The 25,315-nt window shown below is 63.4% G+C and carries 25 protein-coding genes; 20 read left to right on the top strand and 5 right to left on the bottom strand.

The window, feature by feature from the left end; translation table 11 throughout:
• Position 1: 1 nt before the first annotated feature.
• Positions 2-2,281, top strand: a complete 2,280-nt coding sequence (gene glyS, locus M3N55_RS08145; RefSeq protein ID WP_249058032.1) for a glycine--tRNA ligase subunit beta — start codon at positions 2-4, stop codon at positions 2,279-2,281.
• A gap of 173 nt (positions 2,282-2,454) precedes the next feature.
• Here glyS and crtC read toward each other — a convergent pair whose 3' ends face one another.
• Positions 2,455-3,336 carry a carotenoid 1,2-hydratase gene (gene crtC / locus M3N55_RS08140; RefSeq protein WP_249058084.1) on the bottom strand — a complete coding sequence of 294 codons (882 nt, stop codon included), beginning with the start codon at positions 3,334-3,336 and terminating at the stop codon, positions 2,455-2,457.
• A complete protein-coding gene (crtD, locus tag M3N55_RS08135) occupies positions 3,291-4,868 on the bottom strand; it encodes a 1-hydroxycarotenoid 3,4-desaturase CrtD (protein WP_249058031.1) in 1,578 nt (525 codons plus the stop codon). Before crtD ends, crtC begins: the two co-directional genes overlap by 46 nt.
• 94 nt (positions 4,869-4,962) lie before the next feature.
• On the opposite strand from crtD, the gene M3N55_RS08130 reads away from it, so the two are divergent.
• The 16 genes from M3N55_RS08130 (at position 4,963) to M3N55_RS08055 (ending at position 20,164) form a co-directional block, all read left to right on the top strand.
• Positions 4,963-5,841, top strand: a complete 879-nt coding sequence (locus tag M3N55_RS08130; protein WP_249058030.1) for a polyprenyl synthetase family protein — start codon at positions 4,963-4,965, stop codon at positions 5,839-5,841.
• A 3-nt stretch (positions 5,842-5,844) separates the two neighbouring features.
• A complete protein-coding gene (locus M3N55_RS08125; RefSeq protein ID WP_249058029.1) occupies positions 5,845-6,969 on the top strand; it encodes a methyltransferase in 1,125 nt (374 codons plus the stop codon).
• A gap of 103 nt (positions 6,970-7,072) precedes the next feature.
• Positions 7,073-8,029, top strand: coding sequence for a chlorophyll synthesis pathway protein BchC (bchC, locus tag M3N55_RS08120; RefSeq protein WP_249058028.1), 957 nt, complete (start codon positions 7,073-7,075; stop codon positions 8,027-8,029).
• Between the two features lie 74 nt (positions 8,030-8,103).
• Entirely contained in the window at positions 8,104-9,030 is a 927-nt protein-coding gene (locus tag M3N55_RS08115) for a chlorophyllide a reductase iron protein subunit X (RefSeq protein WP_428982632.1), read from the top strand.
• Between the two features lie 73 nt (positions 9,031-9,103).
• Positions 9,104-10,678, top strand: coding sequence for a chlorophyllide a reductase subunit Y (gene bchY, locus M3N55_RS08110; protein ID WP_249058083.1), 1,575 nt, complete (start codon positions 9,104-9,106; stop codon positions 10,676-10,678).
• Positions 10,678-12,138, top strand: a complete 1,461-nt coding sequence (gene bchZ, locus M3N55_RS08105) for a chlorophyllide a reductase subunit Z (protein ID WP_249058026.1) — start codon at positions 10,678-10,680, stop codon at positions 12,136-12,138. Before bchY ends, bchZ begins: the two co-directional genes overlap by 1 nt.
• Positions 12,139-12,156: 18 nt before the next feature.
• Positions 12,157-12,381 carry a cytochrome PufQ gene (gene pufQ, locus M3N55_RS08100; RefSeq protein ID WP_249058025.1) on the top strand — a complete coding sequence of 75 codons (225 nt, stop codon included), beginning with the start codon at positions 12,157-12,159 and terminating at the stop codon, positions 12,379-12,381.
• A 111-nt stretch (positions 12,382-12,492) separates the two neighbouring features.
• Positions 12,493-12,642 carry a light-harvesting antenna LH1, beta subunit gene (pufB, locus tag M3N55_RS08095; RefSeq protein WP_249058024.1) on the top strand — a complete coding sequence of 50 codons (150 nt, stop codon included), beginning with the start codon at positions 12,493-12,495 and terminating at the stop codon, positions 12,640-12,642.
• 13 nt (positions 12,643-12,655) lie between these two features.
• Positions 12,656-12,826, top strand: a complete 171-nt coding sequence (gene pufA, locus M3N55_RS08090; protein ID WP_249058023.1) for a light-harvesting antenna LH1, alpha subunit — start codon at positions 12,656-12,658, stop codon at positions 12,824-12,826.
• 99 nt (positions 12,827-12,925) lie between these two features.
• On the top strand, positions 12,926-13,774 hold the full coding sequence (gene pufL / locus M3N55_RS08085) for a photosynthetic reaction center subunit L (RefSeq protein ID WP_249058022.1): 849 nt from the start codon (positions 12,926-12,928) through the stop codon (positions 13,772-13,774).
• Entirely contained in the window at positions 13,767-14,690 is a 924-nt protein-coding gene (pufM, locus tag M3N55_RS08080; RefSeq protein ID WP_249058021.1) for a photosynthetic reaction center subunit M, read from the top strand. The genes pufL and pufM overlap by 8 nt, the downstream gene beginning before the upstream one ends.
• 14 nt (positions 14,691-14,704) lie before the next feature.
• Positions 14,705-14,935, top strand: a complete 231-nt coding sequence (gene pufX, locus M3N55_RS08075; RefSeq protein WP_249058020.1) for an RC-LH1 core complex protein PufX — start codon at positions 14,705-14,707, stop codon at positions 14,933-14,935.
• A 200-nt stretch (positions 14,936-15,135) separates the two neighbouring features.
• Complete coding sequence (dxs, locus tag M3N55_RS08070) at positions 15,136-17,058, top strand: 1-deoxy-D-xylulose-5-phosphate synthase (protein WP_249058019.1); 1,923 nt, start codon at positions 15,136-15,138, stop codon at positions 17,056-17,058.
• Between the two features lie 38 nt (positions 17,059-17,096).
• On the top strand, positions 17,097-17,771 hold the full coding sequence (locus M3N55_RS08065; protein ID WP_249058018.1) for an NADH:quinone oxidoreductase: 675 nt from the start codon (positions 17,097-17,099) through the stop codon (positions 17,769-17,771).
• A gap of 63 nt (positions 17,772-17,834) precedes the next feature.
• Entirely contained in the window at positions 17,835-18,938 is a 1,104-nt protein-coding gene (locus M3N55_RS08060) for an AAA family ATPase (RefSeq protein WP_249058017.1), read from the top strand.
• Positions 18,935-20,164: a vWA domain-containing protein gene (locus M3N55_RS08055; RefSeq protein WP_249058016.1), complete on the top strand. Its 1,230-nt coding sequence runs from the start codon at positions 18,935-18,937 to the stop codon at positions 20,162-20,164. Before M3N55_RS08060 ends, M3N55_RS08055 begins: the two co-directional genes overlap by 4 nt.
• Here the strand turns inward: M3N55_RS08055 and M3N55_RS08050 are convergent.
• Positions 20,150-20,836, bottom strand: coding sequence for a hypothetical protein (locus M3N55_RS08050; protein ID WP_249058015.1), 687 nt, complete (start codon positions 20,834-20,836; stop codon positions 20,150-20,152). The genes M3N55_RS08055 and M3N55_RS08050 overlap by 15 nt on opposite strands.
• An 89-nt stretch (positions 20,837-20,925) precedes the next feature.
• Between M3N55_RS08050 and M3N55_RS08045 the strand changes: the two genes are divergently transcribed.
• Positions 20,926-21,144: a sulfurtransferase TusA family protein gene (locus M3N55_RS08045; protein ID WP_428982627.1), complete on the top strand. Its 219-nt coding sequence runs from the start codon at positions 20,926-20,928 to the stop codon at positions 21,142-21,144.
• Here M3N55_RS08045 and M3N55_RS08040 read toward each other — a convergent pair.
• Complete coding sequence (locus M3N55_RS08040) at positions 21,141-22,118, bottom strand: GlxA family transcriptional regulator (RefSeq protein ID WP_249058013.1); 978 nt, start codon at positions 22,116-22,118, stop codon at positions 21,141-21,143. The genes M3N55_RS08045 and M3N55_RS08040 overlap by 4 nt on opposite strands.
• Positions 22,119-22,268: 150 nt before the next feature.
• On the opposite strand from M3N55_RS08040, the gene M3N55_RS08035 reads away from it, so the two are divergent.
• Positions 22,269-23,636, top strand: a complete 1,368-nt coding sequence (locus tag M3N55_RS08035) for a class II 3-deoxy-7-phosphoheptulonate synthase (protein ID WP_249058012.1) — start codon at positions 22,269-22,271, stop codon at positions 23,634-23,636.
• 58 nt (positions 23,637-23,694) lie between these two features.
• On the opposite strand, the gene M3N55_RS08030 is transcribed toward M3N55_RS08035, so the two are convergent.
• A complete protein-coding gene (locus M3N55_RS08030; protein WP_249058011.1) occupies positions 23,695-24,255 on the bottom strand; it encodes a PAS domain-containing protein in 561 nt (186 codons plus the stop codon).
• Positions 24,256-24,405: 150 nt separating this feature from the next.
• Here M3N55_RS08030 and M3N55_RS08025 point away from each other — a divergent pair, with 150 nt between their 5' ends.
• Positions 24,406-25,311, top strand: a complete 906-nt coding sequence (locus M3N55_RS08025; RefSeq protein ID WP_249058010.1) for a YicC/YloC family endoribonuclease — start codon at positions 24,406-24,408, stop codon at positions 25,309-25,311.
• Positions 25,312-25,315 lie beyond the last annotated feature (4 nt).

The raw sequence follows: 25,315 nt of genomic DNA, 5'->3' as shown, positions 1-25,315 counted from the left end.
CATGGCTGACCTATTGATCGAACTCTTCTCCGAGGAAATTCCGGCGCGGATGCAGGCGGGCGCGTCGGACGCGCTGAAAAAGCTTGTCACGGATGGGCTGGTAGAGGCGGGGCTGACCTATGCCCATGCGCAAGCTTTTGCCACGCCGCGCCGTCTGGCGCTGGCGGTGCAGGGGCTGACGGAGCATAGCCCGACCCTGCGCGAGGAACGGCGTGGGCCAAAGGTTGGCGCGCCGGAAAAGGCCATTGAGGGGTTCCTGCGCTCAACGGGTCTGAGCATGGACGACCTGAGCATTCAGGACGACAAGAAGGGGCAGGTTTACGTTGCCACCGTCACGACCGAAGGGCGCGCCGCCCCCATGATCGTGGCCGAAGTGCTGGAGCGCACGATCCGCAACTTCCCATGGCCGAAGTCGATGCGCTGGGGCGAAGGCGCGTTGCGCTGGGTGCGGCCATTGCATTCCATCCTGTGCATCCTGTCGCGTGAGGATGGGGCCGAAGTGGTCCCGTTGGACGTGGACGGGATCGTGTCGGGTGACACCACGCGCGGGCATCGCTTCATGGCGCCGGATACGTTTTCTGTCGCGAATTTCGAGGATTACGCGGCGAAGCTAAAGCGTTCCAAGGTGATCTTGGACCCATCCGAGCGCGCGGGCCATATTTGGAACGAGGCGTCGCAGTTGGCCTTCGCCCAAGGGTTGGAACTGGTCGAGGATAAGGGCCTGCTGGCCGAGGTCGCGGGACTGGTCGAATGGCCTGTGGTGTTGATGGGGCGGATTGAAGAACAGTTCTTGGACCTACCGCCGGAAGTGCTGCAAACCTCTATGAAGGAACACCAGAAGTTTTTCTCGGTGCGCGACCCGAAATCTGGCCAGATCGTGGGGTTTGTCACGGTCGCCAACCGCGATACGGCGGATCAGGGCGCGACCATTCTGGCGGGGAATCAAAAGGTTCTGGCGGCCAGGCTGTCAGATGCGAAATTCTTCTGGGACAACGACTTGCGGCTGGTTTCTGATGTGAAACTCGAAGGCATGGGGGCAGGGCTGTCCGATGTGACCTTCCACAACAAGCTGGGGTCACAGGCCGACCGGATTGACCGCATCGCGGCGCTGGCGAGAGAGATTGCGCCGCTGGTGGGGGCCGATGCCGAAATGGCAGAACAGGCCGCCCGCGTGGCCAAGGCCGATCTGCGCTCGGGCATGGTGGGGGAATTCCCGGAACTTCAAGGGGTTATGGGGCGGTATTACGCGCTGCAAGGTGGCTATGCGCCGGAAGTGGCCGATGCCTGCCGCGACCATTACTCCCCCCTCGGCCCGTCCGACGCTGTGCCCACCGCGCCGGTGACGGTTGCCGTGGCTTTGGCCGACAAGCTGGACACGCTGACCGGGTTCTGGGCGATTGACGAAAAGCCCACCGGCTCGAAAGACCCTTTCGCGCTGCGCCGATCGGCGTTGGGGGTTATTCGGTTGGTGTTAGAGGGGCAGTTAACGATCCCTTTGAAGCTATATCTGCCAGTTCAATTATGTGAGCACCTCGGCATTTCCCACGATATGCTTGATGAGGAACTACTAGATGGTCCGACAGCCGAGGACGAGGGTTTGTCAAAGATCATGAAAATAAAAGCAGGCTTCGAAAAGGGCTTATTTGACGAAGAGTTGGCGCTCTTAGGGCTTTCACAAGTTCTGTCTGACAAAAAGCGTGCGCTTTCTGAGTTGGAGAGTTCAAATATTTTGTTGCAAAGAATGCTTGAAAGTGCGGTTGGCTTAACCTCGTTTTTCCACGACCGCCTCAAGGTTTACCTGCGCGATCAAGGCATCCGGCATGACGTCATCGACGCCTGCCTTGCCATGCCCGGCAATGATGACCTGACGCTTCTGGTCAAACGCGCCGAGGCGTTGAGCGATCTGCTGAAAACCGACGATGGCGAGAACCTGTTGCAGGGCTTCAAGCGGGCGAACAACATTCTGACGCAAGCCGAGGACAAGGACGGGGTGGAATACAGCTTCGGCCCCGATCCGAAACTGGCCGAAACCGACGCGGAACGCGCGTTGTTCGCGGCGCTGGACCAAGCCGAGGCCGCGATCACCCCCGCCATGCAATCCGAGGATTTCGCCACCGCCATGCAGGCCATGGCGGGACTGCGCGCGCCGATTGATGCGTTTTTCGACGCCGTTCAGATCAATGCCGAAAACCAGATCCTGCGCCGCAACCGCCTGAACCTGCTGCACCGTATTCGCGCGACCTGCTTGCAGGTGGCGGATTTGACGAAGGTGAGCGGCTGACCCTCGCCCGTGGTTAACAGGCGCGTAGCGCCCCACGGGCAGCGGATGGCCGGTCCGGCGGCCAGCCGCTTTGGCTGACGCAAGTGCGTCGTTGGCAGGTCCGACGGATTTGGCTGCCATAAAGTGCCTATCGCCACGGACGGAAGCGGCAGGCCCCGGCCATCCGCTGCCCGCTAGCCCGCCGCATCCTGAAACCGCCACCCCTTGCGGCGGGGCACGCGCACGGCGAGCATCGGCTTTAGCAGCGGTTGGGCGTAGCGGCGCAGGTCAAGCGCTTCATGCACGCCCACAGACGGCTCTCCGTCGATGACCGTCCGCACGGCAGAGCGGGTGTAGAACGGCGCGTCCAGCATGGGCATGATCTGTCGTGGCACAACACCCGCATCCGCCCGCGTTTCGCGCCGCACGGCCCATAGGCTGCGGGCAAAGCGCGCGCGGGGCGGGGCGGTGATATGCTCCATCCGCCCGTCGCGGTGGAAATGCAAAGCCGTGGATTGTTCCGACCCGTCGCGCAGCACGGCATCGTAAAAGCAAGTGGCCCCGTGGCTGCGCGGGAAGCGGCCCCATGTCCAGTAGTTGAAATCATCTTCCAGCGCCGCTGACCCGAAATTGGCATCAAAATAGCCGTGGCCCTGCCATGTGTGGCCGGGCGACAGGTCTACCTCTATGCGCGCGATGGGGGCGAAGGGCTGCCACGAATGGCTACCGTCCGGTGTCAGGTCGTGCACCTGCCCGAACAGCGCTTCGGGATGCAGCGTGATCGTGCCGCGCACCCGGCTGATAAGCGGGGGGGAGGAGATCTCATTGACCTCGATCACCAGCTTGTCGCCCTCCCAGCGCATCGACGACGGGCCAACCTCGAACACATCTTCGGACTGGCGCAGGGCCGCGCGGCCCCGGTCGGTCATGGTGAACCGCCCTTTGGGGCCATAGGTCGCCACGTTGATGCAGCAATGATTGGCCGGATCGCGCCGCCCGGACCATTTATACCACGGCGAGAAAACCGACCCTATGAACCCGATGACCGAGATGGCGCGGGTGCCGCAATCGCTGATGCCGTCGACATACCACCAAGCATAGCCGTTCGGGCCGACCTGACGGGTGAAATCCGGTCGCTGAGCGCCGCTGCCGCCGCGTGCCCCCCCGAGATCAGCGCCATCGGCACGCCCGCTCCCGGATGCACCCCGCCCCCCGCCAGATACAGACCCTTGATTTTCGTGCGCGCCGTGGGCCGCAGGAAGGTCGCGGCGGCACCGTTCGGTGATAGCCCGTAGAGTGCCCCCTGGCTGTGCGGGAACAGCGCCGCGAAGTGTTGTGGTGTCGTCAGGCTGTCCGCTGTGGGGCGCGGGGTCAGATGCAGGCCGAAACGCGCCAGCCGGTCGAAGGGGTGAGTTTGACATGATGGCTCTTTCTCGGCTTCGCCCGGCGTGGTTGCAGGCGCATTAAGGATGAACTGAAACCGCTCTGGCCCCTGCGGCGCGTGGCCCGATGCGCGGTCCTGCGCGCAGACATAGATGGTCGGGTCTTGCGGTGTGCGGCCCTTGGACAGCGGCGCGAATTCCGCTTGCGGGGTGTCTGCGAAAAACAGGGTGTGATAGGCCAGCGCGTCGCGGCCCAAACCCTTGGGCGCGACTTCGGCGGCAAAGGTCCAGACGCGCGCCGACAGGCTGCGCGGATGGGTCTGGCGGCGTTTGGGCGCTTTGGCGGGTTGCTCCAACAGGTAGGGCAGCGCCGCCGGGTCGCCATTGAAGACGATCTGGCGGGTGCCTATGCGTGTGCCATCGGCCAGATGCAGGCCGGTGGCGTGGCCATGTTCGGTCAGGATGCGCGCAACAGGTGTGTTCAATCGCAGCGTTCCGCCCAGACGTTCGAACACCGTGGCCAAGGCATGTGCCAGCCGCGCCATGCCGCCTTGCACCGCCCAGACGCCCGCCGCTTCGGCCTGCCAGACAAGCCCCAGCACGGCGGGGGCCAGAAGCGGGTTGCCGCCGACATAGGTTGCATAGCGCCCGAAGAGCTGGCGCAGGCGCGGGTCCGACAGGCGGGCGTGCAACATGGCATCCAGCGACCGTCCGGGCGCGAGCCACGGCAGGGTTGCGCGCGCTGCGAGCGCAGCACGGGCAGAGGCCAGAACGCCGGGGCGGGCGCTGCGCATGATGGGCGCGTCAAAGGCTTGGAACAGCGCGCGGGTCTCGACGCTGAAACGCTCGAACTCGCGCGCGGCTTTGGCCCCCATCGCATCGGCAATGGCGGCGGTGTTTTGGGCCGGGTCATGCGTCAGGTCCAGCCGCGTGCCATCGGTCCAGAAATGCCGGGCCAGAATGGGAAGGGGCGTTAGGGTGACGTGGTCTTCTGTCGCGCTGCCTGTGGCGGCGAACAGGTCATCCAAGACATCGCGCAGGGTCAGCACCGTTGGCCCGGCATCGACCGGGCCTGCGTCCGTGGGCACCGTGCGCATCTTGCCGCCCGGCCAGCCATGCGACTCGTATATCGTCACCTCATGCCCGGAGGCAGCAAGACGAATGCCCGCGGCCAGCCCGCCCATCCCGGCGCCGACAATGGCGATCTGGTGATCTTCAAGGGTCATGTCAGGAATTCTTGACTCTTTGTGCGAAACTGTCCAGTGTAATTTACACATACATGTCCATTTGTTCTGACAGATGCAGCCAAGGGAGGTCGCCATGGACCTGAGCCACCGAATCGACAAGGCGATGAGCGCCGCGATTTCCCGCGCCCAAGGGGCAAGCGCGCCCGATGGCGCGGTGCCGGGTCGCTTGGCCGCAGCGCTGCATTACGCGGTCACGCCGGGTGGCGCGCGCATCCGTCCCACGATCTGCCTGTCGGTTGCCAAGGCTTGCGGCGATGACCGCCCTGCGATGGCCGATTCGGCAGCGATTGCGCTAGAGCTGATCCATTGCGCGAGCCTTGTGCATGATGATCTGCCTGCCTTTGACAATGCCGATTTCCGGCGCGGCAAACCGACTGTGCATCTGGCGTTTTCCGAACCCTTGGCGGTGCTGACGGGTGACAGCCTGATTATTGCGGCATTCGACGAGTTGGGCCGCGCGGCCGACCAAGACGCCGCGCGCGCGTTGAAACTGGTGCGTTTGCTGGCACGACACACGGGCATGCCGCATGGCATTTGCGCGGGGCAGGGCTGGGAAAGCGAGGCACAGGTCGATCTGCGCGCCTATCATATGTCGAAAACCGCCGCGCTGTTCGTGGCTGCAACCCAGATGGGCGCGCTGGCCGCCGGGCAAGAGCCCGAACCCTGGGAAGAACTTGGCGCGCGTATTGGCGAGGCGTTTCAGGTGGCCGATGACCTGCGCGATGCGCTCTATGACGAAGCCGCGCTTGGCAAGCCCGCCGGTCAAGATGCCGCCAATGCCCGCCCCTCGGCGGTCGAGGAATTGGGCGTGCAAGGTGCCATCAAGCATTTGCAGGATATCCTGTCGGGCGCGATTGCGTCCATTCCGTCTTGCCCCGGCGAAGGGCAGTTGGCGCAGCTTGTCCGGCTTTATGCCGAGCGGATGACCCCTGTCGCACCGGTTCGGGTGTAAACTATGTCTGACATGACCGCCCCAGAGCAGCCCTTCCGACCGGCGGGGCTGGTGAACCGGCTGGCGGCGTCCCCCCGGTTTCAGGCGTTTTGCGCACGGGTTCCCGGATTGCGGGGCATTGCCCGGCGCGAGGGCGCGGCGCTGTTCGATCTGATGCAAGGCTTCGTGCAAAGCCAGATGCTGACCGCCCTGGTGGAATTGCGTGTGTTGCACATGCTGGCCGATGGGCCTGCGACGGCAGATGCCCTGGCCCTGCGCGCGCAAGTGCCGCCCGAGCGTATGGCGATCCTGGCGCAAGCCGGGGCCGCGATGGGCGTGATGGTCCGGCGTGGCGCGAAGTTCAAACTGTCGCGGCGCGGTGCGGCGTTCCTGGGTGTGCCAGGGCTGGCCGACATGGTGCGGCACCACTCGGTTCTGTATAATGACCTGACCGACCCGGTTGCCTTTATCCGGGGCGAAACCGATCCCGATCTGGCGCGGTTCTGGCCCTATGTCTTCGGCGCGACTGGCCCGATGGACCCGGATGTAACCGCGCGCTATTCGCGGCTGATGACCGACAGTCAGGGCCTTGTGGCGCAAGATGCATTGCGCAAGCTGGACCTGCGGGGCGTCACGCGGCTGTTGGATATTGGCGGTGGCACCGGCGCGTTTCTGCGCGCGGTGCGCGCGCGCTATCCAGATATTGCCCTGTCGCTGTTTGACTTGCCCGATGTGGTCGCGCAAGCCGCTCTGCCTGCCGATGTCGCGCGCCATGGCGGGTCTTTCCGCGCCGATCCGCTGCCGGGTGGGGCCGATGCGATCAGCTTGGTGCGGGTGCTTTACGACCATGCCGATGCCACCGTCGAGGCGCTGTTGGCATCAGTCTATGCCGCCCTGCCACCGGGTGGGCGCGTTCTGGTCATCGAACCCATGTCGGGCGGCCCAAAACCCGACCCGCAAACCGATGTGTATTTCGCAGTTTACACTTTGGCCATGCAAACCGGGCGCACGCGTTCGGTTGGTGAAATCAGCGCCGCGCTCGCAAAAGCGGGTTTTACGGGCATTTCAGCGCCCAAAACCGCCCGTTCCTACGTTACAGGGGTGGTCGAGGCGCGCAAACCAGCACTGCCTAAAGATCGGGCAAAATAACTGTCAATAAAGATTGACAGTTGGTGCTGTATCATTAAGATTACACATAGGGGCCGAGTCACGTCAGTGTGACACCCCCTTGAAGGACGAACGAGGACGCTCTGTGCAGACCCAAGCCATCATCCTTTCCGCACCCCGCCAGTTGAAGCTGGGTGCTGTGAAATTGACAGCCGCGGGCCCGCAGGATCTGGTCATCCGTGTCGACCATTCGGGCGTGTCCACCGGCACCGAAAAATTGTTCTGGACCGGCGACATGCCGCCATTTCCCGGCATGGGCTACCCGCTGGTTCCCGGCTACGAGGCTTGCGGCGAAGTGATCGAGGCGGGTGCCGATAGCGGCTACAAGCCCGGCGAGCGCGTGTTTGTGCCCGGTGCGAATTGCTTTGCGCCCGGCGAATCGGGTCCGGTGTTTGGCCTGTTCGGCGCGGCGTCGCGCCATCTGGTCAGCAATGCCGCCCGCGTTACCCGTGTTGACCGCGCCATGGGGGCAGAAGGCGCGCTGCTGGCCTTGGCCGCAACTGCGCGCCATGCTTTGGCTGGGCCGAATGCCACTATGCCAGAGCTGATTATCGGCCATGGCGTGCTGGGCCGCCTGATGGCGCGCATTGCTATCGCGATGGGCGCACCAGCCCCCACGGTGTGGGAGGTGAACCCGGCGCGCAGCACCGGCGCCGAAGGCTACGAGGTGCTGCACCCCGACGCCGACCCACGCCGCGATTACAACGTCATTATGGACGCATCGGGCGCCGAAGGGCTGCTGGACAGCCTGATCGGGCGCATTGCCAAGGGTGGCGAAGTGGTGCTGGCCGGGTTTTACACCAAGCCCATCCAGTTCAATTTCGTGCCCGCCTTCATGCGCGAAGCACGCCTGCGCATCGCCGCCGAGTGGCAGGCCGAGGATCTGATCGCCACGCGCGAGTTGATTGACACGGGCCGCCTGTCGCTCTCCGGCCTGATTACCCACCACGCACGCCCCGACCGGGCTGGCCCCGCCTACGAGACGGCCTTCAGCGATCCTGACTGCCTGAAGATGATCATCGACTGGGAGGCAACTGCATGACCCTCGACATACCGAACCTCAAAGACTTCGACCAGCGCCTGCGCGACGAGGCCAATGAAGAGCCGACGCTGGAAGTGCCGCAATCGGAGCCGACCAAGCACACCCAGATCATCGCGATCTATGGCAAGGGCGGGATCGGCAAGTCGTTCACGCTGGCAAACCTGTCTTGCATGATGGCCGAAATGGGCAAGCGCGTCTTGCTTATCGGCTGCGACCCGAAATCCGACACCACCTCGCTTTTGTTTGGCGGCAAAGCCTGCCCCACGATTATCGAGACATCCTCTGCCAAGAAGCTTGCCGGCGAGGAAGTGGCCATCGGTGATGTCTGCTTCAAACGCAACGGCGTTTTCGCGATGGAACTTGGTGGTCCGGAAGTGGGCCGCGGTTGCGGTGGTCGCGGCATTATCCACGGCTTTGAACTGCTGGAAAAGCTGGGCTTCCACGATTGGGATTTCGACTATGTCCTGCTCGATTTCCTGGGCGATGTGGTCTGCGGCGGCTTCGGCCTGCCGATTGCCCGCGACATGGCGCAAAAGGTGATCCTGGTCGCCAGTAACGATCTGCAATCGCTGTATGTGGCCAATAACGTCTGCTCGGCGGTGGAATATTTCCGCAAGATGGGCGGCAATGTCGGCGTGGCCGGGCTTGTCATCAACAAGGATGACGGCACCGGAGAGGCGCAGGCTTTCGCCAAGGCCGTGGACATTCCGGTTCTGGCCGCCATCCCGGCCCATGACGATCTGCGCAAGAAATCCGCCAATTACCAGATTGTCGGCACCTCTGCCGGGCAATGGGGGCCGATGTTCGAAGGTTTGGCCGATGCCGTGGGCATTGCCCCGCCCGTGCGCCCGGTGCCGCTGGATCAGAACGGCCTGCTGGGCCTGTTCGACAGTAAGGATACCGGCGGCGACGTGGTGCTGGAACCGGCAACCGACACCGATATGCGCGGCAAGAACGCGGTGGAAAAGGTTTCGCTGGAAGTGGTCTATGACGATGCCTGAGGATTTCGGAGCACCCACGGGGGGCCAGCCCCCCGCCGCCTGCGGCGACTCCCCCCGGAGTATTTCGGGCAAGATGAAGGGTGAAGTCAGCTACGATGCCGCAGCCGAAGTTGAGGTTGACGTGCTGGACAGCGATTTGCCTGAGGCGGATGCCCCAGAAGCTGTCGCCCCCGACGGTATGGGCTGCCATGCGCCTGCCGAGCAGATGGCCGCGCAAGCGCGCGCCTCTGGCAATGGGGCGGTGCTGGACCAATTCGCCAAGGATTACCCGCAAGGGCCGCATGACCGCCCCGAATCCATGTGCCCTGCCTTTGGGTCTTTGCGTGTGGGCCTGCGGATGCGGCGTGTGGCGACGGTTCTGAGTGGTTCAGCCTGCTGTGTGTATGGCCTGACATTCGTGTCGCATTTCTACGGTGCGCGGCGCTCGGTCGGCTATGTGCCGTTCAATTCGGAAACGCTGGTCACGGGCAAGCTGTTCGAGGATATCCGCGATTCCGTGCATGAAATGGCCGACCCGGAGCGCTATGACGCGATCGTGGTGACGAACCTGTGCGTGCCCACCGCCAGCGGCGTGCCGCTGCGGCTGTTGCCCAAGGAAATTAACGGGGTGCGGATTATCGGCATTGATGTGCCGGGGTTTGGCATTCCGACCCATGCCGAAGCGAAAGACGTGCTGGCCGGTGCCATGCTGAACTATGCGCGCCAGGAAGTGGCCGCCGGGCCGGTGCCTGCGCCGAAAGCGGGCCGGTCTGATCGCCCGACCGTGACGCTGCTGGGCGAGATGTTCCCCGCCGACCCGATGATGATTGGTGCGATGCTGGCCCCGATGGGCTTGGCTGCTGGCCCTGTTGTGCCCACGCGCGAATGGCGTGAGATGTATGCCGCGCTCGATTGCGGGGCGGTGGCGGCGATCCACCCGTTCTATTCGGCGGCGGTGCGCGAATTTGAAGCGGCAGGCCGCCCCATTGTCGGCTCTGCGCCCGTGGGCGTGGACGGCACGCATGACTGGCTGGCCGCGATTGGCGATGCGATGGGCGTGAACCCCGCGCAGGTGGCTGCGGCGCAAAACGCCTTCATCCCCGCGATCAAGGGCGCGCTGGCCGCGAACCCGATCAAGGGGCGGATCACCTTGTCGGGCTATGAAGGCTCTGAATTGATCGTCGCACGCCTGCTGATCGAAAGCGGCGCGGATGTGGCTTATGTAGGCACGGCTTGCGCGGCCTCGCGCTGGAGCCAAGCCGACCGCGAGTGGCTGGAAGCGCGCGGCGTGGCCGTGAAATTCCGCGCGTCGCTGGCAGATGATCTGGCGGCAGCGGATGGGCTTGACCCCGACTTGGTCATCGGCACCACGCCCGTGGTGCAGCACGCCAAGCAAAAGGGCACGCCGTCGCTCTATTTCACCAACCTCATTTCCGCGCGCCCCTTGATGGGGCCAGCCGGGGCCGGGTCTTTGGGTGAAGTTGTCAACGCTGCAATCGCCGGGAAAGAGCGCATGGACAAGATGCGCGACTTCTTTGAGGGCGTGGGCGAGGGCGACACGGCAGGTATCTGGGAAGGGTCGCCAAACCTGCGCCCTGATTTCCGCGCCGCGCACCAAAAGAAGCTGGACAAAGCTGCGCGCGCTGCCAAAGCGCAGGAGATGATCTGATGCTGATACAAGATCACGACAGGGCAGGCGGGTATTGGGGCGCGGTCTATGCGTTCTGCGCCGTCAAGGGCTTGCAGGTGGTTATCGACGGCCCGGTGGGCTGCGAAAACCTGCCAGTGACATCGGTGCTTCATTACACCGATGCGCTGCCGCCGCATGAATTGCCCATTGTCGTTACGGGCCTCGGCGAGGAGGAGTTGGGTCGGGACGGAACCGAGGGCGCCATGAAACGCGCCTGGAAAACGCTCGACCCCGCTTTGCCCGCCGTGGTGGTGACAGGGTCCATTGCAGAGATGATTGGCGGCGGTGTGACCCCGCAAGGCACCAATATTCAACGCTTTTTGCCGCGCACCATCGACGAGGACCAGTGGGAAGCCGCTGACCGTGCGATGACCTGGATCTTCACCGAATTCGGGATGACCAAGGGCCGGATGCCGCCGGAGAAGAAGCGCGAAGAGGGCGCTCGCCCGCGCGTGAATATTCTGGGGCCGATGTATGGCACGTTCAACATGCCGTCTGATCTGGCCGAAATCCGCCGCCTTGTCGAAGGCATCGGGGCAGAGGTCAACATGGTCATGCCACTGGGCGCGCATCTGGCCGAGATGCGCAACCTTGTGAATGCCGATGTGAACATCTGCATGTATCGCGAATTTGGGCGCGGATTGTGCGAAGTTTTGGGCAAGCCTTATCTGCAAGCGCCGATCGGGATGGACAGCACGACGAAATTCCTGCGCCAGCTTGGGGACATGCTGGGGCTGGACCCGGAGCCGTTCATCACCCGCGAGAAGCATTCGACGCTGAAGCCGATGTGGGATCTGTGGCGTTCTGTCACGCAGGATTTCTACGCCACTGCCAGTTTCGCCGTGGTCGCCAATGAAACCTATGCGCGCGGGCTGCGGAACTATCTGGAAAACGATCTGGGCATGCCCTGCGCCTTTGCGGTGGCCCGCACGCGCGGCAAGAAAACCGACAATGGCCGCGTGCGTGCCATGATGGCGGAAAAACGTCCGCTGATCGTATTCGGGTCCATCAATGAGAAGATGTATCTGGCCGAATTGAAGGCCGGGCACGGACCTGCGCCTGCGTTCATCCCCGCGAGCTTTCCGGGCGCGGCGATCCGCCGTCATACCGGCACGCCGATGATGGGCTATGCGGGCGCAACCTATGTCTTGCAGGAAGTCTGCAACGGGCTGTTTGATGCCTTGTTCCATATTCTGCCACTGGGCAGCGAGATGGACGCGGCAGAGGCCACGCCCGCCGAACTGAGACGCGACCTGCCGTGGTCCGATGCGGCGAAAGCCGAACTGGACCGCATTGTCGCACAGCACCCCATTCTGACCCGTATCTCGGCGGCGCGCACCATGCGTGACGCGGTCGAGAAAGCCGCGCTGGCCCAAGGCGCGGACGAGGTCGACACCGCATTGGTTCGGGGTATTGCCCCCGCGCCGGCCAGAGCCTGATAGCAGGAGGAACCAACCATGGCTGACTACACCGTCAATACCCCGAAGGCTTATCATCAACCGCGTGATGGCGGCTGGGAATACAGCTTTTATTTCGCCACCGTTTTCGCGTTGGCGCTGGTTGTGGGTTTGCTGACCTGGTCGTGGCGCATCGTCACCACGGGCCGCCTGCCGCGCCTTGGCCCATGGGGCCGCGCCGTGGCTGATGCCCGCGCGATCGCGCCGATCATTTACCGCAGCTAAGGCGCTGCGCGACAAGAATTCCCGCGGGCTGCGTCCGTGGGTAGGGCAGGGGGAAACCCTTGCCAACCCCGCCGCAGGGGGTGCGGCACAGTCTTATATCCGGAGGATACTATGGCTGAAAATTCTGATCTGTCGTTTACAGGTCTCACCGACGAGCAGGCCCAGGAACTGCACTCGGTCTATATGAGCGGGCTTTGGCTGTTTTCGGTCGTTGCCATCGTGGCTCATTTGGCCGTGTTCATCTGGCGTCCGTGGTTCTGAGGGGGATTGAGAAATGAGCAAGTTTTACAAAATCTGGCTGATCTTCGATCCGCGCCGCGTTTTCGTGGCACAGGGCGTGTTCCTGTTCCTTCTGGCCGCGATGATCCATCTCGTGCTGCTGTCGAACCCGTCCTACAACTGGTTCACGATTGCTGCCGAGAAGTACGAGCGTCCGCTCGACTAAACATAGTGCCGCGGGCATGGGCAGTCATGCCTTTGCCCGTGGCCAACTTCACCATTCATTGACGGCCTTGACGGCCGCCGCACCTTAGCGGAGGGAAGCATGGCGCTGCTGAGCTTCGAGCGCAAATACCGTGTGCCAGGTGGCACATTGGTCGGCGGAAACCTGTTCGACTTTTGGGTCGGGCCGTTTTACGTCGGTTTTTTCGGGGTAACGACCGTGTTCTTCGCGGTTCTCGGAACGCTCTTGATCTTTTGGGGGGCCGTGCTGCAAGGCACCTGGAACCCCTGGCTTATTTCAATAAATCCCCCACCCCTGTCCTATGGGTTGGGTCCGGCACCGCTGCTTGAAGGCGGGCTATGGCAGGTTGTGACCATCTGCGCGATCGGGGCCTTCGTGTCCTGGGCGCTGCGAGAGGTCGAAATCTGCCGCAAACTGGGCATGGGCTATCATGTGCCCTTCGCCTTTGGTGTGGCGATTTTCGCCTATCTGACGCTGGTTGTCATTCGCCCTGTGCTGATGGGTGCTTGGGGACATGCGTTCCCGTATGGCATCTGGACGCATCTCGATTGGGTGTCGAATGTCGGCTACACTTACGGCAACTTCCACTACAACCCGGCGCATATGATCGCGGTGACGTTCTTCTTCACTACGACACTGGCGCTGGCGCTGCATGGAGCGCTGGTTCTGTCGGCAGCAAACCCCAAGAAGGGCGAGCTGATGAAGACGCCCGACCACGAGGACACGTTCTTCCGTGACTTGATCGGGTATTCGGTCGGCACGCTGGGCATTCACCGGGTCGGTCTGCTTCTGGCGCTCAATGCCGGGTTCTGGTCGGCGGTCTGTATCGTCATCTCTGGCACCATCTGGTTCGACCAGTGGGTCTATTGGTGGGATTGGTGGCTGAACCTGCCTTGGTGGTCCGATATCGCAGGAGGCGTCAATGGCTGAGTATCAGAACATCTTTACACAGGTGCAGGTGCGCGCCGCCCCGGAAATGGGTCTGGTTGAAGGCGTAGAGCTGGAAAACCGCACCAAGTCTGCCAGCTTCTCGACCTTGTTGGGCTGGTTTGGCAATGCACAGCTTGGGCCCATCTATCTGGGCACGCTGGGTGTTATCTCACTGGCGACCGGCATCATCTGGTTCGTGATGGTGGGTCTGTGGTTCTGGGATCAGGCGGGCTATAACCCGGCGGTCTTCCTGCGCGATCTGTTCTGGCTGTCGCTGGACCCGCCCGCGCCGGAATATGGCCTGAGCATCCCGCCGATGCGTGAAGGGGGCTATTTCCTGATTGCGTCCTTCTTCCTGCTCATCTCGGTCATGACCTGGTGGGCGCGGACCTATCTGCGGGCAGAAGCCTTGGGCATGGGCAAACATGTGGCCTGGGCCTTCGCCTCTGCCATCTGGCTGTTCCTTGTGCTGGGTCTGTTCCGTCCGCTGCTGATGGGATCGTGGTCGGAAGCAGTGCCTTACGGTATCTTCACCCACCTTGACTGGACCAACCTGTTCAGCCTGCGCTACGGCAACTTGTTCTACAATCCGTTCCACGCGCTTTCGATCGTGTTCCTTTATGGCTCGGCCTTGCTGTTCGCCATGCATGGGGCAACCATCCTTGCTGTCTCTCGCTTCGGCGGCGACCGCGAGCTGGAGCAGATCGTGGACCGTGGCACGGCAAGTGAACGGGCGGCCTTGTTCTGGCGCTGGACCATGGGCTTTAATGCCACGATGGAAGGTATCCACCGTTGGGCCTGGTGGTTCGCAGTTCTGACCACGCTGACCGGCGGGATCGGTATCCTGCTGACCGGCACGGTCGTGGATAACTGGGCGATCTGGGCTGAAACGCGCGGCTATCGTCCCACCTACTGATCGAGGAGGTCAACATGGCACAGCATGACTATATCGAAGAGTCGCCCGGCCAAAGGCTGCGCAACTGGATCCTGTCAGAAATGTTGCGGGGTGCTGGTTATGCCGCCGCGGTGCTTCTGGGGATCGGTGCGATCATCGGGCTGATCTGGGTCGTCGGGCAATTCCTGCCCGAGGACAGCAAGAACGCGCCGCCGCCGATGCCCTATAGTGCATTGGAAGCGCCGGTGCCAACCGCGACGGCCTAAGCGCCGGGTGGTTCAAGGAATTGGGGCAGGGCGGTTTGCCCGGCCTGCCCCTCAAGAGGTTCGAACCATTAGCCGGTTCGAACACGGGCCGTGACGCCCGGTTCCCTTTCCTGTTGGCGACAGGAAACTGGTGCCGTGCGGGTCAAGCGCCCCACGGCATCTTTTTTCATATAAACCCGCCGCATCGAAAGGGAACCCCCATGGACCAAAGCCGCACCCCGCATCTGGACCGTGTTGCAGGCCCCGCCGATATGCGCGATTTCGACCTGCTTGAGCTGACCGCGCTGGCCGATGAACTGCGCCAGGAAACGATTGAAACCGTCAGCCGCACGGGCGGGCATCTTGGATCATCGCTTGGTGTGGTAGAACTGACCGTGGCCCTGCACGCGGTCTTTCGCACCCCCTTTGACAAGCTGATCTGGGACGTGGCGCACCAATGCTATCCGCATAAAATTCTTACCGGTCGCCGCCACCGCATGCATACCTTGCGCCAGGAAGGCGGGCTGTCGGGCTTTACCAAGCGCAGCGAATCCGTATTCGACCCGTTCGGCGCGGCGCATAGCTCGACAAGCATTTCGGCGGCTTTGGGCTTTACCATTGGCCGCGACATGGGCCAGCCCACGGGCGACGCGATTGCGGTCATCGGCGACGGGTCGATCACCGCTGGCATGGCGTATGAGGCGCTGAACAACGCCGGTGCCGAAGGGCGGCGTATGTTCGTTATCCTCAACGACAACGACATGTCCATCGCCCCACCGGTGGGCGCCATGAACAGCTACCTCAACCGCCTGAACGCGCCCCATGCGTCGCTGTCCGAAGTGGCCCAGGGCTTCATGTCGGCCCTGCCGCAATCCTTGCGCGAACAGGCTTTGGCCGCGCGTGCCCGCGCCTGCGGTGGGCCGCCCGATGCCACCATGTTCGAGCATCTGGGCTTTACCTATATCGGCCCCATTGATGGCCATTCCATGCCCGACCTGATGGCGACCTTGCGCATGGCGCGCGACCGTGCAGAAGGGCCGGTTCTGATCCATGTGCGCACCGTCAAGGGCAAGGGTTATGCGCCCGCAGAGGCGTCAGGCTGCTGCTATCACGGTGTTTCGAAATTTGACGTGGCGACCGGCGCGCAGGCCAAATCCAAGCCCAATGCGCCCAGCTATACTGGCGTGTTCGGGCGCGCGCTGACCGATGCGGCGGCGCGTGATCCGAGTATCGTGGCGGTGACCGCTGCCATGCCCGGCGGAACAGGGCTGGACATTATGCAAGACCGGTTCCCCCGCCGGGTGTTCGATGTGGGGATTGCCGAGCAACACGCCGTGACCTTCGCGGCGGGCATGGCGGCATCGGGCCTCAAACCCTTCTGCGCGATTTATTCCACCTTCCTGCAACGCGGCTATGACCAAGTGGTGCATGATGTGGCGCTGCAAGGCCTGCCCGTGCGCTTTGCCATCGACCGCGCGGGGCTTGTGGGCGCGGATGGCGCGACCCATGCGGGCGCGTTCGACGTGGGCTTCATGACCAACCTGCCGGGCATGGTGGTTATGGCGGCCGGGGACGAGGCGGAACTGGTCCACATGACAGAAACCGCCGCGGCCTATGACGACGGCCCCATCGCACTGCGCTACCCGCGCGGGAATGGGGTGGGCGCGCAAATGCCCGAGCGCGGCCAGGTTTTGGAAATCGGCAAAGGCCGTGTCGTGGCCGAGGGTGAGCATGTCGCCTTCCTGTCCTTCGGCGCGCATCTGTCCGAAGTGCGGCTGGCTGCCGAGTCGCTTGCGGCGCGCGGGATCACCTGCACCATTGCCGATGCCCGTTTTGCCAAGCCGCTCGACCATGGCCTGATCGACCAACTTATCCGCCATCACGCTGCGGTTGTCACGGTCGAGCAAGGGGCACAGGGCGGCTTTGGGGCGCAGGTTCTGCATTACCTTGCCAATTCTGGGCAGTTGCAATCGGGTGCCGCATTGCGCTGCATGACCTTGGCCGACACATTTATCGAACAGGCCAGCCCCGAAGTGATGTATGCTCAGGCAGGGCTAAGCGCGCGCGACATTGCCGCGACCGCCTTGCAGGCGCTGGGGCTGGAGGCGTTTCCATCCAGTGCGACACAGCCTCTGCGCGCTTGAGACTTGCGTTAAGAAACGACAGGAAGGAATTGAAATAAATGGCACATTCAGAATTCAAGGAAGCCCCGCCGCTGCATGGCTGGGCCATCGCCGTTGGGGCGGGCGCGCTGATGTTTGGCGTCTCGCTTGTTGTCATCGGGATTGATGGGAACGGCTCTGTCGCAATCGGTGCGGTTGTCGCGCTCGTCGTGGGGCTGATCTTTACCGTTGCCGAGCGCGCCCCGAAAACCGCTGTTGTGGCGGAAACCGTTGCGGAACCTGCCGCAACGCCCGCGCCGGTTTCAGAGCGGTCCGCCGCGCCAGAGGCCAATCTAGCGCCAAAAGCGGCCGCCGCACCTGAGACGACAGAAGCCGCATCTGCCGCGCCGGCCGCTGAAAAACCCGCCTCCACACCCGCTGCCGCGCCCAAGGCGGCTGTGGCGGAACCGGCGACCACTGAAACGGCGTCACCTGAAGCCAGCAAACCCGCCGGGCTGGATGCTCCTATGGGCGAAAAAGACGACCTAAAGCGCATAAGCGGTGTCGGTCCGGTGCTGGAAGGCAAGCTGAACGGGCTTGGCTTTTATCATTTCTGGCAGATCAGCCGCTGGACCCGTGCAGAGGTCGATTGGGTTGATGGTTATCTGAGCTTCAAGGGCCGGATTGACCGCGACAACTGGATTTCGCAGGCCACCAAGCTGGCAGAGGACTCGCCCTCGAAACCCCCGGCCTAACGCTTGCCCCCACAGGGTCGCGGGCCATATCGTGGTCCGTGACGCTGCGCTGAAGGGCAAGACATGGTTAACGCACCTCCCATTACCACTGGCCGCGCGCTGGATTTGCTGCTGGCCGGGTGGGATGCGCAGAGGCAAGGCGCGCTTACCACGTCTTGGATGCTGCATGGCCGCCCCGGCATTGGCAAAACCGAAGTGGTGCAGACGCTTGCCAGCCGCATTGGCGCGCGCCTCTATGACCTGCGCCTGACCACGATAGAACCGCAAGACCTGCGCGGCTTGCCGTTTTTCGACATGGACCGCCAGCGCACAATCTGGTTCCGGCCAGAGGATTTGCCGGATGATCCCACAACGCCATCGGTGCTGTTTCTGGACGAATTGACCGCCGCCGCGCCGCAGTTGCAGCCCACGGTTTACGGGTTGTTGCAGGAACGTCGCGTCGGGCCGCACCGCTTGCCGGATAGCTGTTTCGTGGTGGCAGCAGGCAACACGGTCGAAGATGGGGCCATCGCTTACGAGATGGGCAGCGCCTTGTCGGATCGGCTGGTGCATCTGAACCTAGTGGCAGAGGCGGGTGATTGGGTGCAGGGCTTTGCTGTGCCGCAGGGGCTGGACCCTGCCGTGATCGCCTTCATCCGCACCCGGCCTGACCTGCTGGACACGAACGAGGCCGCGTTGCGCCGGGGCGACATGATCGCCTGCACGCCAAGGTCTTGGGCGCGGGCATCGGCCTTGATGGGCGCTTTGCCCGACCGCGCTTTGCGCAACACCGCGATTGCGGGTGTGCTGGGCGAAGCGGTTGCCGCCGAATTCCTGTTAATCGCAGATGAAATCGCGGCGACCGTGCAGCTTGATGACCTGTTAGAGGCAACGGCGAAGGCGCGCGCAGAGCTTTACCCGCCCTCCATGCATGGCATGACCGCGCTGATCTATGCGCTGGTGGCGCGGGCGGATGCGGGCAATATGGGTGTTATCATAGAGATCATGGCCGAAGCGCGCAGCTTGCGAGCGCCACCCTTCAGCGCGATGCCCTTGGCAGAATTGGGCGCGCATGGGTTCGAGATGCTGATCCGCAAGGCTTTGGACAATGACATGGCCGAGGCTTTTCTCGACTCGTCCGCTTATGCCGCCTATGCCGAGGAGCGGCGCGCAGCAGGGCTGGAATGACGCATTCGGCGCGGGCCACGCGCGCGTTGCAAACGCTGACCGAACGCGACCCCGCGCTTGCCGCACTCTCGCTGTGGTGTCAGCACCGGGATGTCGCCGTGTTGGATGTTCCGGCAGAAACCACCGGCACAACCATCCGCTATGGCCCTGATTTCGAAACCCTCTCCCCGCATGAGCAAATCGGGCTGGCGGGCCATCATATCTTGCATGTGGCCTTGCAGCATTCCGACCGAATGGCGGCCATGGCCGCGCGCATGGGAGATGGGTTCGCACCCGACCTGTGGCAGATCGCATCGGACGCCATCGTGAACGAAGCCATCTTGCAGGCGGGGCATGCCTTGCCGCGCCCGGCGCTGACGCTGTCGAAGCTGCTGGGCAGGTTGAACGAACAGGGCGGCTTGGCCGATTGGGATTGCGAGCGGCTGTATCGCCGCATGGCCGACACGCCAGAGGGCGCAGGCCGCGCACGCAGGCAAGCGGCAGAGGATGGGCAAAAGCCCGACTTGCAGCCGTCCGGGGGGGCGGGCGGCGACAGAGGCACCGATCGCGGCGGCACCGGCCAAGCCGAGTGGCGTGCGCATTTGGCCCGCGCCATGACGGCGGGGGCGGCGGCGGGGTTCGGGCTGGGCGTGCTGGGGCGGCGCATGGCTGATCTGCCCACACCGCGCACCCCGTGGGAAGTGATTTTGCGTCGCTTGCTGGCCCGCGCGACGCTGCACCGCCCCGAACCTGCGCCCTTGCGCCCGGCGCGCGCGTGGCTGGCCGGGGCAGGGCGCGCCTTGCAGGACCACGCGCCTTTGCCGCCGTTTCAGCCGCGCATGACGTGGCAGGCCAGCGCCCCGCGTCTTGTGCTGGGCTTGGATTGCTCGGCCTCGCTGAGTGATGACAGCCTGCGCCTGTTGCTGGCCGAAATGCTGGCGATTTCGCGGCGCGCGCAGGCAAGTTTGCACCTGCTGACATTCGATGAGGGGCTGCATCATGACATGCCCCTTGACCCGGCCACCGCGCGCGCAACCCTGCACGGGCTGGAACTGCCCGAAGGGGGTGGCACCGATTTCCGGCCTGTCATCGCGCGGGCGGCGGAGTTGGCTCCGTCGGCGCTTGTGATCTTGTCGGATATGGACGGGCCCACCGGGCCACGGCCCCGCTTTCCGGTTATCTGGGCCGCGCCGCAACCCGACCCGCCGCACGCGCCGTTCGGGCATGTGCTGTCACTGGGCGCCTGAGCGCGCGGCCATCATCGCGGCCAGACGCGCATGGGCCGACACTTCGCGCGCCTCCAGCCCGATATCATGCAACGCGATCTTGCGGGCCAAGCCGATTTTTTGCAATTCGCGTTCGGTCAGCGGTGGCTGCAAGAGCGTGCTTTCCACCAGCGCCCGTTCGTCGCGGGACAGGTCCAGAATGTCCGGCCCATCCTCGGATTGCACCGACACCAGCGATAGGGCGGGCACGCGCAGCATCTCGGATTGTTCAATCACAAGGTGCAGGCGTCCTGCCTCGATCCCGCGCCCGGCGGCGATTTTGGTCAGGATTTTGCGCGCCCGGTCGCGCAGCAGGTCCAGCCCGCGCTCGGCCTCTGCCTCTGACACCAGCGTGTGGCGTTGGCCGGGCGGCACGCGCAGCAGCCGTCCTTCGACCAGATAGATCAGGATCAGCATGGGGATAGGGGCCTGCGCGATGGCCAATGCATATTCGCGCCAGATAAGCGTTGCCACCACGAAGGGCGACAGCGCCGCAAAATAGCGCAGGAATTCGACCTCGAATATCAGCCGTGCCCATAGCCCAAAGCTGCCCCCGCGCGGCCACAGCGTGGTGCGGCCCATGAACTTGCGCGGCACGCGGCGGATATGCAGCGCGCCTCGGTTCAAAACGGTCGAGCGAGAGATCAGAAACATGGCGCATAACTGCGGCCCCTGCGCGGGGTGTCAAGTTTCGCTTTTCCTGCGCGCGTCGCTGGCCTACATCCGTTGCCATGAGCGATGATATGCTAGATGCGCGCGGCCTGCGGTGTCCGCTACCTGTGTTGCGTGCGCGCAAGGCGCTGTTGGCCATGCCGCCGGGCGCAGAGTTGCGTGTGCTGGCAGATGATCCGGTCGCGGTGGTGGACATGCCACATTTCTGCGCCGAGGCCGGGCACGACCTGCTGTCGCAGTCGGACCTGCTGGGCGCGCAGCTTTACGTCATCAAGCGCGGGCCGGGCTAACCCTCTTCGCCATGCGCGCCGCGTTCGCGGTAGGGCGTGGTGTCGTAATGCGCGCGGTAGCATTTGGAAAAATGCGAGGGCGAGGTGAAGCCTGCGGCCAGCGCCACGTTGATAACGCTCATATCGGTCTGCATCAGCAGGTTGCGGGCGCGTTCCAGCCGCAATTCCATGTAATAGCGTTTCGGGCTGCGGTTCAGGTAGCGGCGGAACAGGCGTTCCAACTGGCGGGTGGACATGTCCACCGCTTCGGCCAGATCGGACGGGCTGATCGGGTCTTCTATGTGGCTTTCCATGATCTCGATGACCCGCGCCAGCTTGGGGTGGCGGACGCCGATGCGCGCCGGGATCGACAGGCGCTGCGTGTCGCGGTTGGTGCGGATCGACGAATAGACAAGCTGGTCTGCCACCGAATTGGCCAGATCGCTGCCATGCGCCGACGCGATCAGCGCCAAGGTCAGGTCCAGCGACGCAATGCCCCCCGCCGCCGTCACCCGCGCTCCATCGACCACGAAAACCGAGCGTGACAGATCAACCTCTGGAAAATCCTCTGCCATGGCGTTGAAGTTTTCCCAATGGATGGTGGCGCGTTTGCCATCCAGCAGCCCGGCCTTGGCCAAGGCCCATGACGCCGTGCAGATTCCGCCGATGCGGTTGCCATAGCGCGCGCGTTTGCGCAGCCATGACAGCACGGTCGTATTGGTTGCGCGTTGCACATCGACCCCGCCACAGACCACGATCAGGCTGTCATGGGGCAAGTCATCCTGCTTGGTTGTGACGGAAATCTCGGTGCCGTTGGAACATTTCACAGGCCCGCCATTTTCGCTGACAAGCTGCCATGTATAGAGCGTTTGTCCCGCAACACGATTGGCCAGCCGCAACGGTTCTATCGCTGCGGCAAAGGCAATCAGCGTAAAACGGTCCAGAAGCAGGAACGCTACATGGGCCGGGTTGGGCTGGCTGGAAATCTTGGACATTCTGAACGATCACTGACGTCGCGGAGTTGCGCGACACAATCAGGTTTCATTTTCCCGTGCAAGAGCAAACGCATTTGCAAGCCATGGATCGCTTTTGTATAGGGACGACAGGCGCGGCATGGTTGCGCAATCAGTTACCCGGAGGGCATGATGACACAAGGCTGGACGAAATCTTCATGGCGGCAAAGGCCGCGCATCCAGATGCCCGACTATCCGGACTCCGATGCGTTGGCGCAGGTCGAAGCGCGCCTGTCCAGCTACCCGCCGCTGGTCTTTGCCGGCGAAGCGCGCGCGCTCAAGCGCAAGCTGGGGGCTGCGGCGCGCGGTGACGCGTTCTTGCTGCAAGGTGGCGACTGCGCCGAAAGCTTTGCCGAATTCAACGCCGACAGCATTCGTGACACGTTCAAAGTGCTGTTGCAGATGGCGATTGTGCTGACCTATGGCGCGAAAGTGCCGGTGGTGAAGGTGGGCCGTATGGCCGGCCAGTTTGCCAAGCCGCGCTCTGCGCCCATGGAAATCGTGGACGGTGTGGAATTGCCCAGCTACCGGGGCGATATCATCAACGGGTTCGAGTTTACGCCGGATGCTCGCATCCCCGACCCGGCGCGCATGTTGCAGGCCTATACGCAAGCGGCGGCCAGCCTGAACCTGCTGCGCGCGTTTTCGACGGGTGGCTATGCCGACATGCACCGTGTCCACGCCTGGACGCTGGGCTTTGCCGAGGGCGAAAAGGCCGAGCGTTACCGCGAAATGACCGCGCGGATTTCCGACACGCTGGATTTTCTGACGGCAGCGGGCATTACCTCTGAAACCAGCCGCGACCTGGCCACGGTGGATTTCTACACCAGCCACGAGGCGCTGTTGCTGGAATACGAAGAGGCGTTGGCCCGCGTGGATTCGACCAGCGGACAGAACATCGCAGGCTCTGGCCATCTGATCTGGATCGGCGACCGCACGCGCCAGCCCGATGGCGCGCATGTCGAATTCTGCCGCGGTGTGCAGAACCCGATTGGCCTGAAATGCGGCCCCTCGCTGACAGCGGACGACCTGAAAGTGCTGCTGGCCAAGCTGAACCCGGAGAATGAGGCAGGCCGTCTGACCCTGATCGCGCGCTTTGGTGCAGGGCAGGTGGGCGATCACCTGCCGCGCCTGATTAAAGCGGTGCAGGAAGAAGGCGCCAATGTGCTCTGGACCTGCGATCCGATGCACGGCAACGTCATCAAGTCGTCCACCGGGTATAAAACCCGTCCGTTCGAATCCATCCTGCGCGAGGTGCGCGAGTTCTTTGCCGTGCATAATTCCGAAGGCACCATCCCCGGTGGCGTGCATTTCGAGATGACGGGCAAGGATGTGACCGAATGCACCGGCGGTCTGCATGCTGTCAGCGATGAAGACCTGTCGAAGCGTTACCACACCGCCTGCGATCCGCGTCTGAATGCCAGCCAGTCCTTGGAACTGGCCTTTCTGGTGGCCGAAGAATTGGTTGGCCGCCGCGAAAAACTGGCCGCCGCGAGTTAAGCGCGCGACCGGTGCGATCAGGGCCGGGCGGCATAACGCCGTTCCGGCCCTTTTTTCATCAGCGTTTGCCGCCGATAATAACGCGCAACATTGGCGCGCTGTCCTCGATCACGGGTGCGGTCCGGGCGGTGGCAAAGCGGCGCGGGCGCCGCCCGATCTGGCCGCGCCGTTCCAGCACACCCAGCACATGGGTAATCCGACCATCTGCCCCGGTAAGCGGCATCAAGGCCAGTTGAGCGGTCATTTCTGGCTGGCCAAAGCCCGGTTCCGCCTGCAAGGCCAGCATTGCCCGCACCCCGCGCCCGACCTGTTCCAGCGCGGCCATGATGTCGTCGCGCGCGTCTGATCCGAACAGCGCGGTCAGCGGCATGCCGCGCAAATCCATACCCATCACATCTTCTACCCCGTGACCGCAGAGCCGGATGCGCGCCACGCGCGGGCTGACCAGTTCGCCAAGAAAGACATGCGGCAATGCCTCTGCCAGCGCGGCGGGGTCCAGCGCGCCGCGTGCGGGCAAGGCATGGCGGGTGCGTAACCCGGCCCAATGGGCACAGACCTTGGCGACCAGCGGAAACGCATCTTCTACGTCCGGGCGGGGGGTGAAGGTGGTGTCACTCATGGCATGTCTCTTTACGCAATCGGTGCCGGGCACCGGGTTTCATCTTTGAGCAAGCTCTATTAACACGATCTTAATAGACCAGATTTTGTCCATTTTCTGCCACATTCTGGACACAGGGTTAACCGGCGCTGTCCGGGGACAGGAGCACCGATGCTGAATTCCATGACCGGCTATGCCAGCCATCTGGGCGATGCCGAGCTGTCGGGCCTGCGGATAGTTTGGGAATGGGATCTGCGCGCGGTCAATGGACGTGGGTTGGATATTCGGTTGCGCTTGCCAGAAGGTTATGGATTCCTTGAAAAACCTCTGCGTGACAAGGTGGCGGCCAAGGTCACACGCGGCAATCTGGCACTGTCCTTACGGCTGCGCCAAGACCGGGCAGAGGGTGCACCTGCGATAGAGGAAGCCGCGCTCGCGGGCCTGTTCCAGACCCTTCTTCATGTCCAAAGGCAGGCCGCAGGGGCCGGTCTGGACCTGCGCGCGCCGACCTCGCTAGAGGTGCTGACATGGCGCGGGCTGAACCCTCAGGGCCAAGATTCCGCCACATTTGACCCGGCAGAATTGGGCCAGCTACTGCTGGCGGATGCCGATGTTCTGCTGGGGGCATTCTGCGCCGCGCGCGCCTCTGAAGGGGCCGCCTTGCAGACCATCCTGTCGGAACAGATTGCCCAGACCGAAGCACTGCTCGCGCAGGCGCGCGCGCAGGTGCCATGCCGGGCCGAGGCGATGCGCGCGCAGTTCCAGACCATTCTCGCGCAGTTTTCCGATATATCGCCGCCGGACCCGTCGCGGCTGGAACAGGAATTGGCGGTGCTGGCGGTCAAGGCCGACCTGACAGAAGAACTGGACCGGCTGGACGCGCATTGCGCCAGCGCCAAGACATTGCTGGCCGAAGGTGGCGCGGTGGGTCGCCGTCTGGAGTTTCTGACGCAGGAATTTAACCGCGAGGCCAACACCCTATGCGCCAAGGCGCAGCATATGGAGTTGACGCGCATCGGTCTGGCGTTGAAAAGCGTCATCGACCAAATGCGCGAGCAAGTTCAGAACCTGGAGTAGTTGC

Origin of the sequence: Roseinatronobacter domitianus, from assembly GCF_023336755.1 — a bacterium.
GTDB lineage: Bacteria > Pseudomonadota > Alphaproteobacteria > Rhodobacterales > Rhodobacteraceae > Roseinatronobacter > Roseinatronobacter domitianus.
The sequence above is the reverse complement of the archived record's forward strand: the minus strand, read 5'-3'. Positions and strand labels throughout refer to the sequence as shown.

Coding starts and splice junctions, on each gene's coding strand:
- M3N55_RS08055 (WP_249058016.1), top strand. CDS start 18,935: ATGACGCATTCGGCGCGGGCCACGCGCGCGTTGCAAACGCTGACCGAA.
- bchY (WP_249058083.1), top strand. CDS start 9,104: ATGAAGGGTGAAGTCAGCTACGATGCCGCAGCCGAAGTTGAGGTTGAC.
- pufB (WP_249058024.1), top strand. CDS start 12,493: ATGGCTGAAAATTCTGATCTGTCGTTTACAGGTCTCACCGACGAGCAG.
- M3N55_RS08060 (WP_249058017.1), top strand. CDS start 17,835: ATGGTTAACGCACCTCCCATTACCACTGGCCGCGCGCTGGATTTGCTG.
- M3N55_RS08040 (WP_249058013.1), bottom strand. CDS start 22,118: ATGTCCAAGATTTCCAGCCAGCCCAACCCGGCCCATGTAGCGTTCCTG.
- bchZ (WP_249058026.1), top strand. CDS start 10,678: ATGCTGATACAAGATCACGACAGGGCAGGCGGGTATTGGGGCGCGGTC.
- M3N55_RS08030 (WP_249058011.1), bottom strand. CDS start 24,255: ATGAGTGACACCACCTTCACCCCCCGCCCGGACGTAGAAGATGCGTTT.
- pufM (WP_249058021.1), top strand. CDS start 13,767: ATGGCTGAGTATCAGAACATCTTTACACAGGTGCAGGTGCGCGCCGCC.
- M3N55_RS08025 (WP_249058010.1), top strand. CDS start 24,406: ATGCTGAATTCCATGACCGGCTATGCCAGCCATCTGGGCGATGCCGAG.
- pufQ (WP_249058025.1), top strand. CDS start 12,157: ATGGCTGACTACACCGTCAATACCCCGAAGGCTTATCATCAACCGCGT.
- M3N55_RS08045 (WP_428982627.1), top strand. CDS start 20,926: ATGCTAGATGCGCGCGGCCTGCGGTGTCCGCTACCTGTGTTGCGTGCG.
- M3N55_RS08065 (WP_249058018.1), top strand. CDS start 17,097: ATGGCACATTCAGAATTCAAGGAAGCCCCGCCGCTGCATGGCTGGGCC.
- pufX (WP_249058020.1), top strand. CDS start 14,705: ATGGCACAGCATGACTATATCGAAGAGTCGCCCGGCCAAAGGCTGCGC.
- glyS (WP_249058032.1), top strand. CDS start 2: ATGGCTGACCTATTGATCGAACTCTTCTCCGAGGAAATTCCGGCGCGG.
- M3N55_RS08050 (WP_249058015.1), bottom strand. CDS start 20,836: ATGTTTCTGATCTCTCGCTCGACCGTTTTGAACCGAGGCGCGCTGCAT.
- pufL (WP_249058022.1), top strand. CDS start 12,926: ATGGCGCTGCTGAGCTTCGAGCGCAAATACCGTGTGCCAGGTGGCACA.
- M3N55_RS08125 (WP_249058029.1), top strand. CDS start 5,845: ATGTCTGACATGACCGCCCCAGAGCAGCCCTTCCGACCGGCGGGGCTG.
- crtD (WP_249058031.1), bottom strand. CDS start 4,868: ATGACCCTTGAAGATCACCAGATCGCCATTGTCGGCGCCGGGATGGGC.
- M3N55_RS08130 (WP_249058030.1), top strand. CDS start 4,963: ATGGACCTGAGCCACCGAATCGACAAGGCGATGAGCGCCGCGATTTCC.
- pufA (WP_249058023.1), top strand. CDS start 12,656: ATGAGCAAGTTTTACAAAATCTGGCTGATCTTCGATCCGCGCCGCGTT.
- dxs (WP_249058019.1), top strand. CDS start 15,136: ATGGACCAAAGCCGCACCCCGCATCTGGACCGTGTTGCAGGCCCCGCC.
- M3N55_RS08035 (WP_249058012.1), top strand. CDS start 22,269: ATGACACAAGGCTGGACGAAATCTTCATGGCGGCAAAGGCCGCGCATC.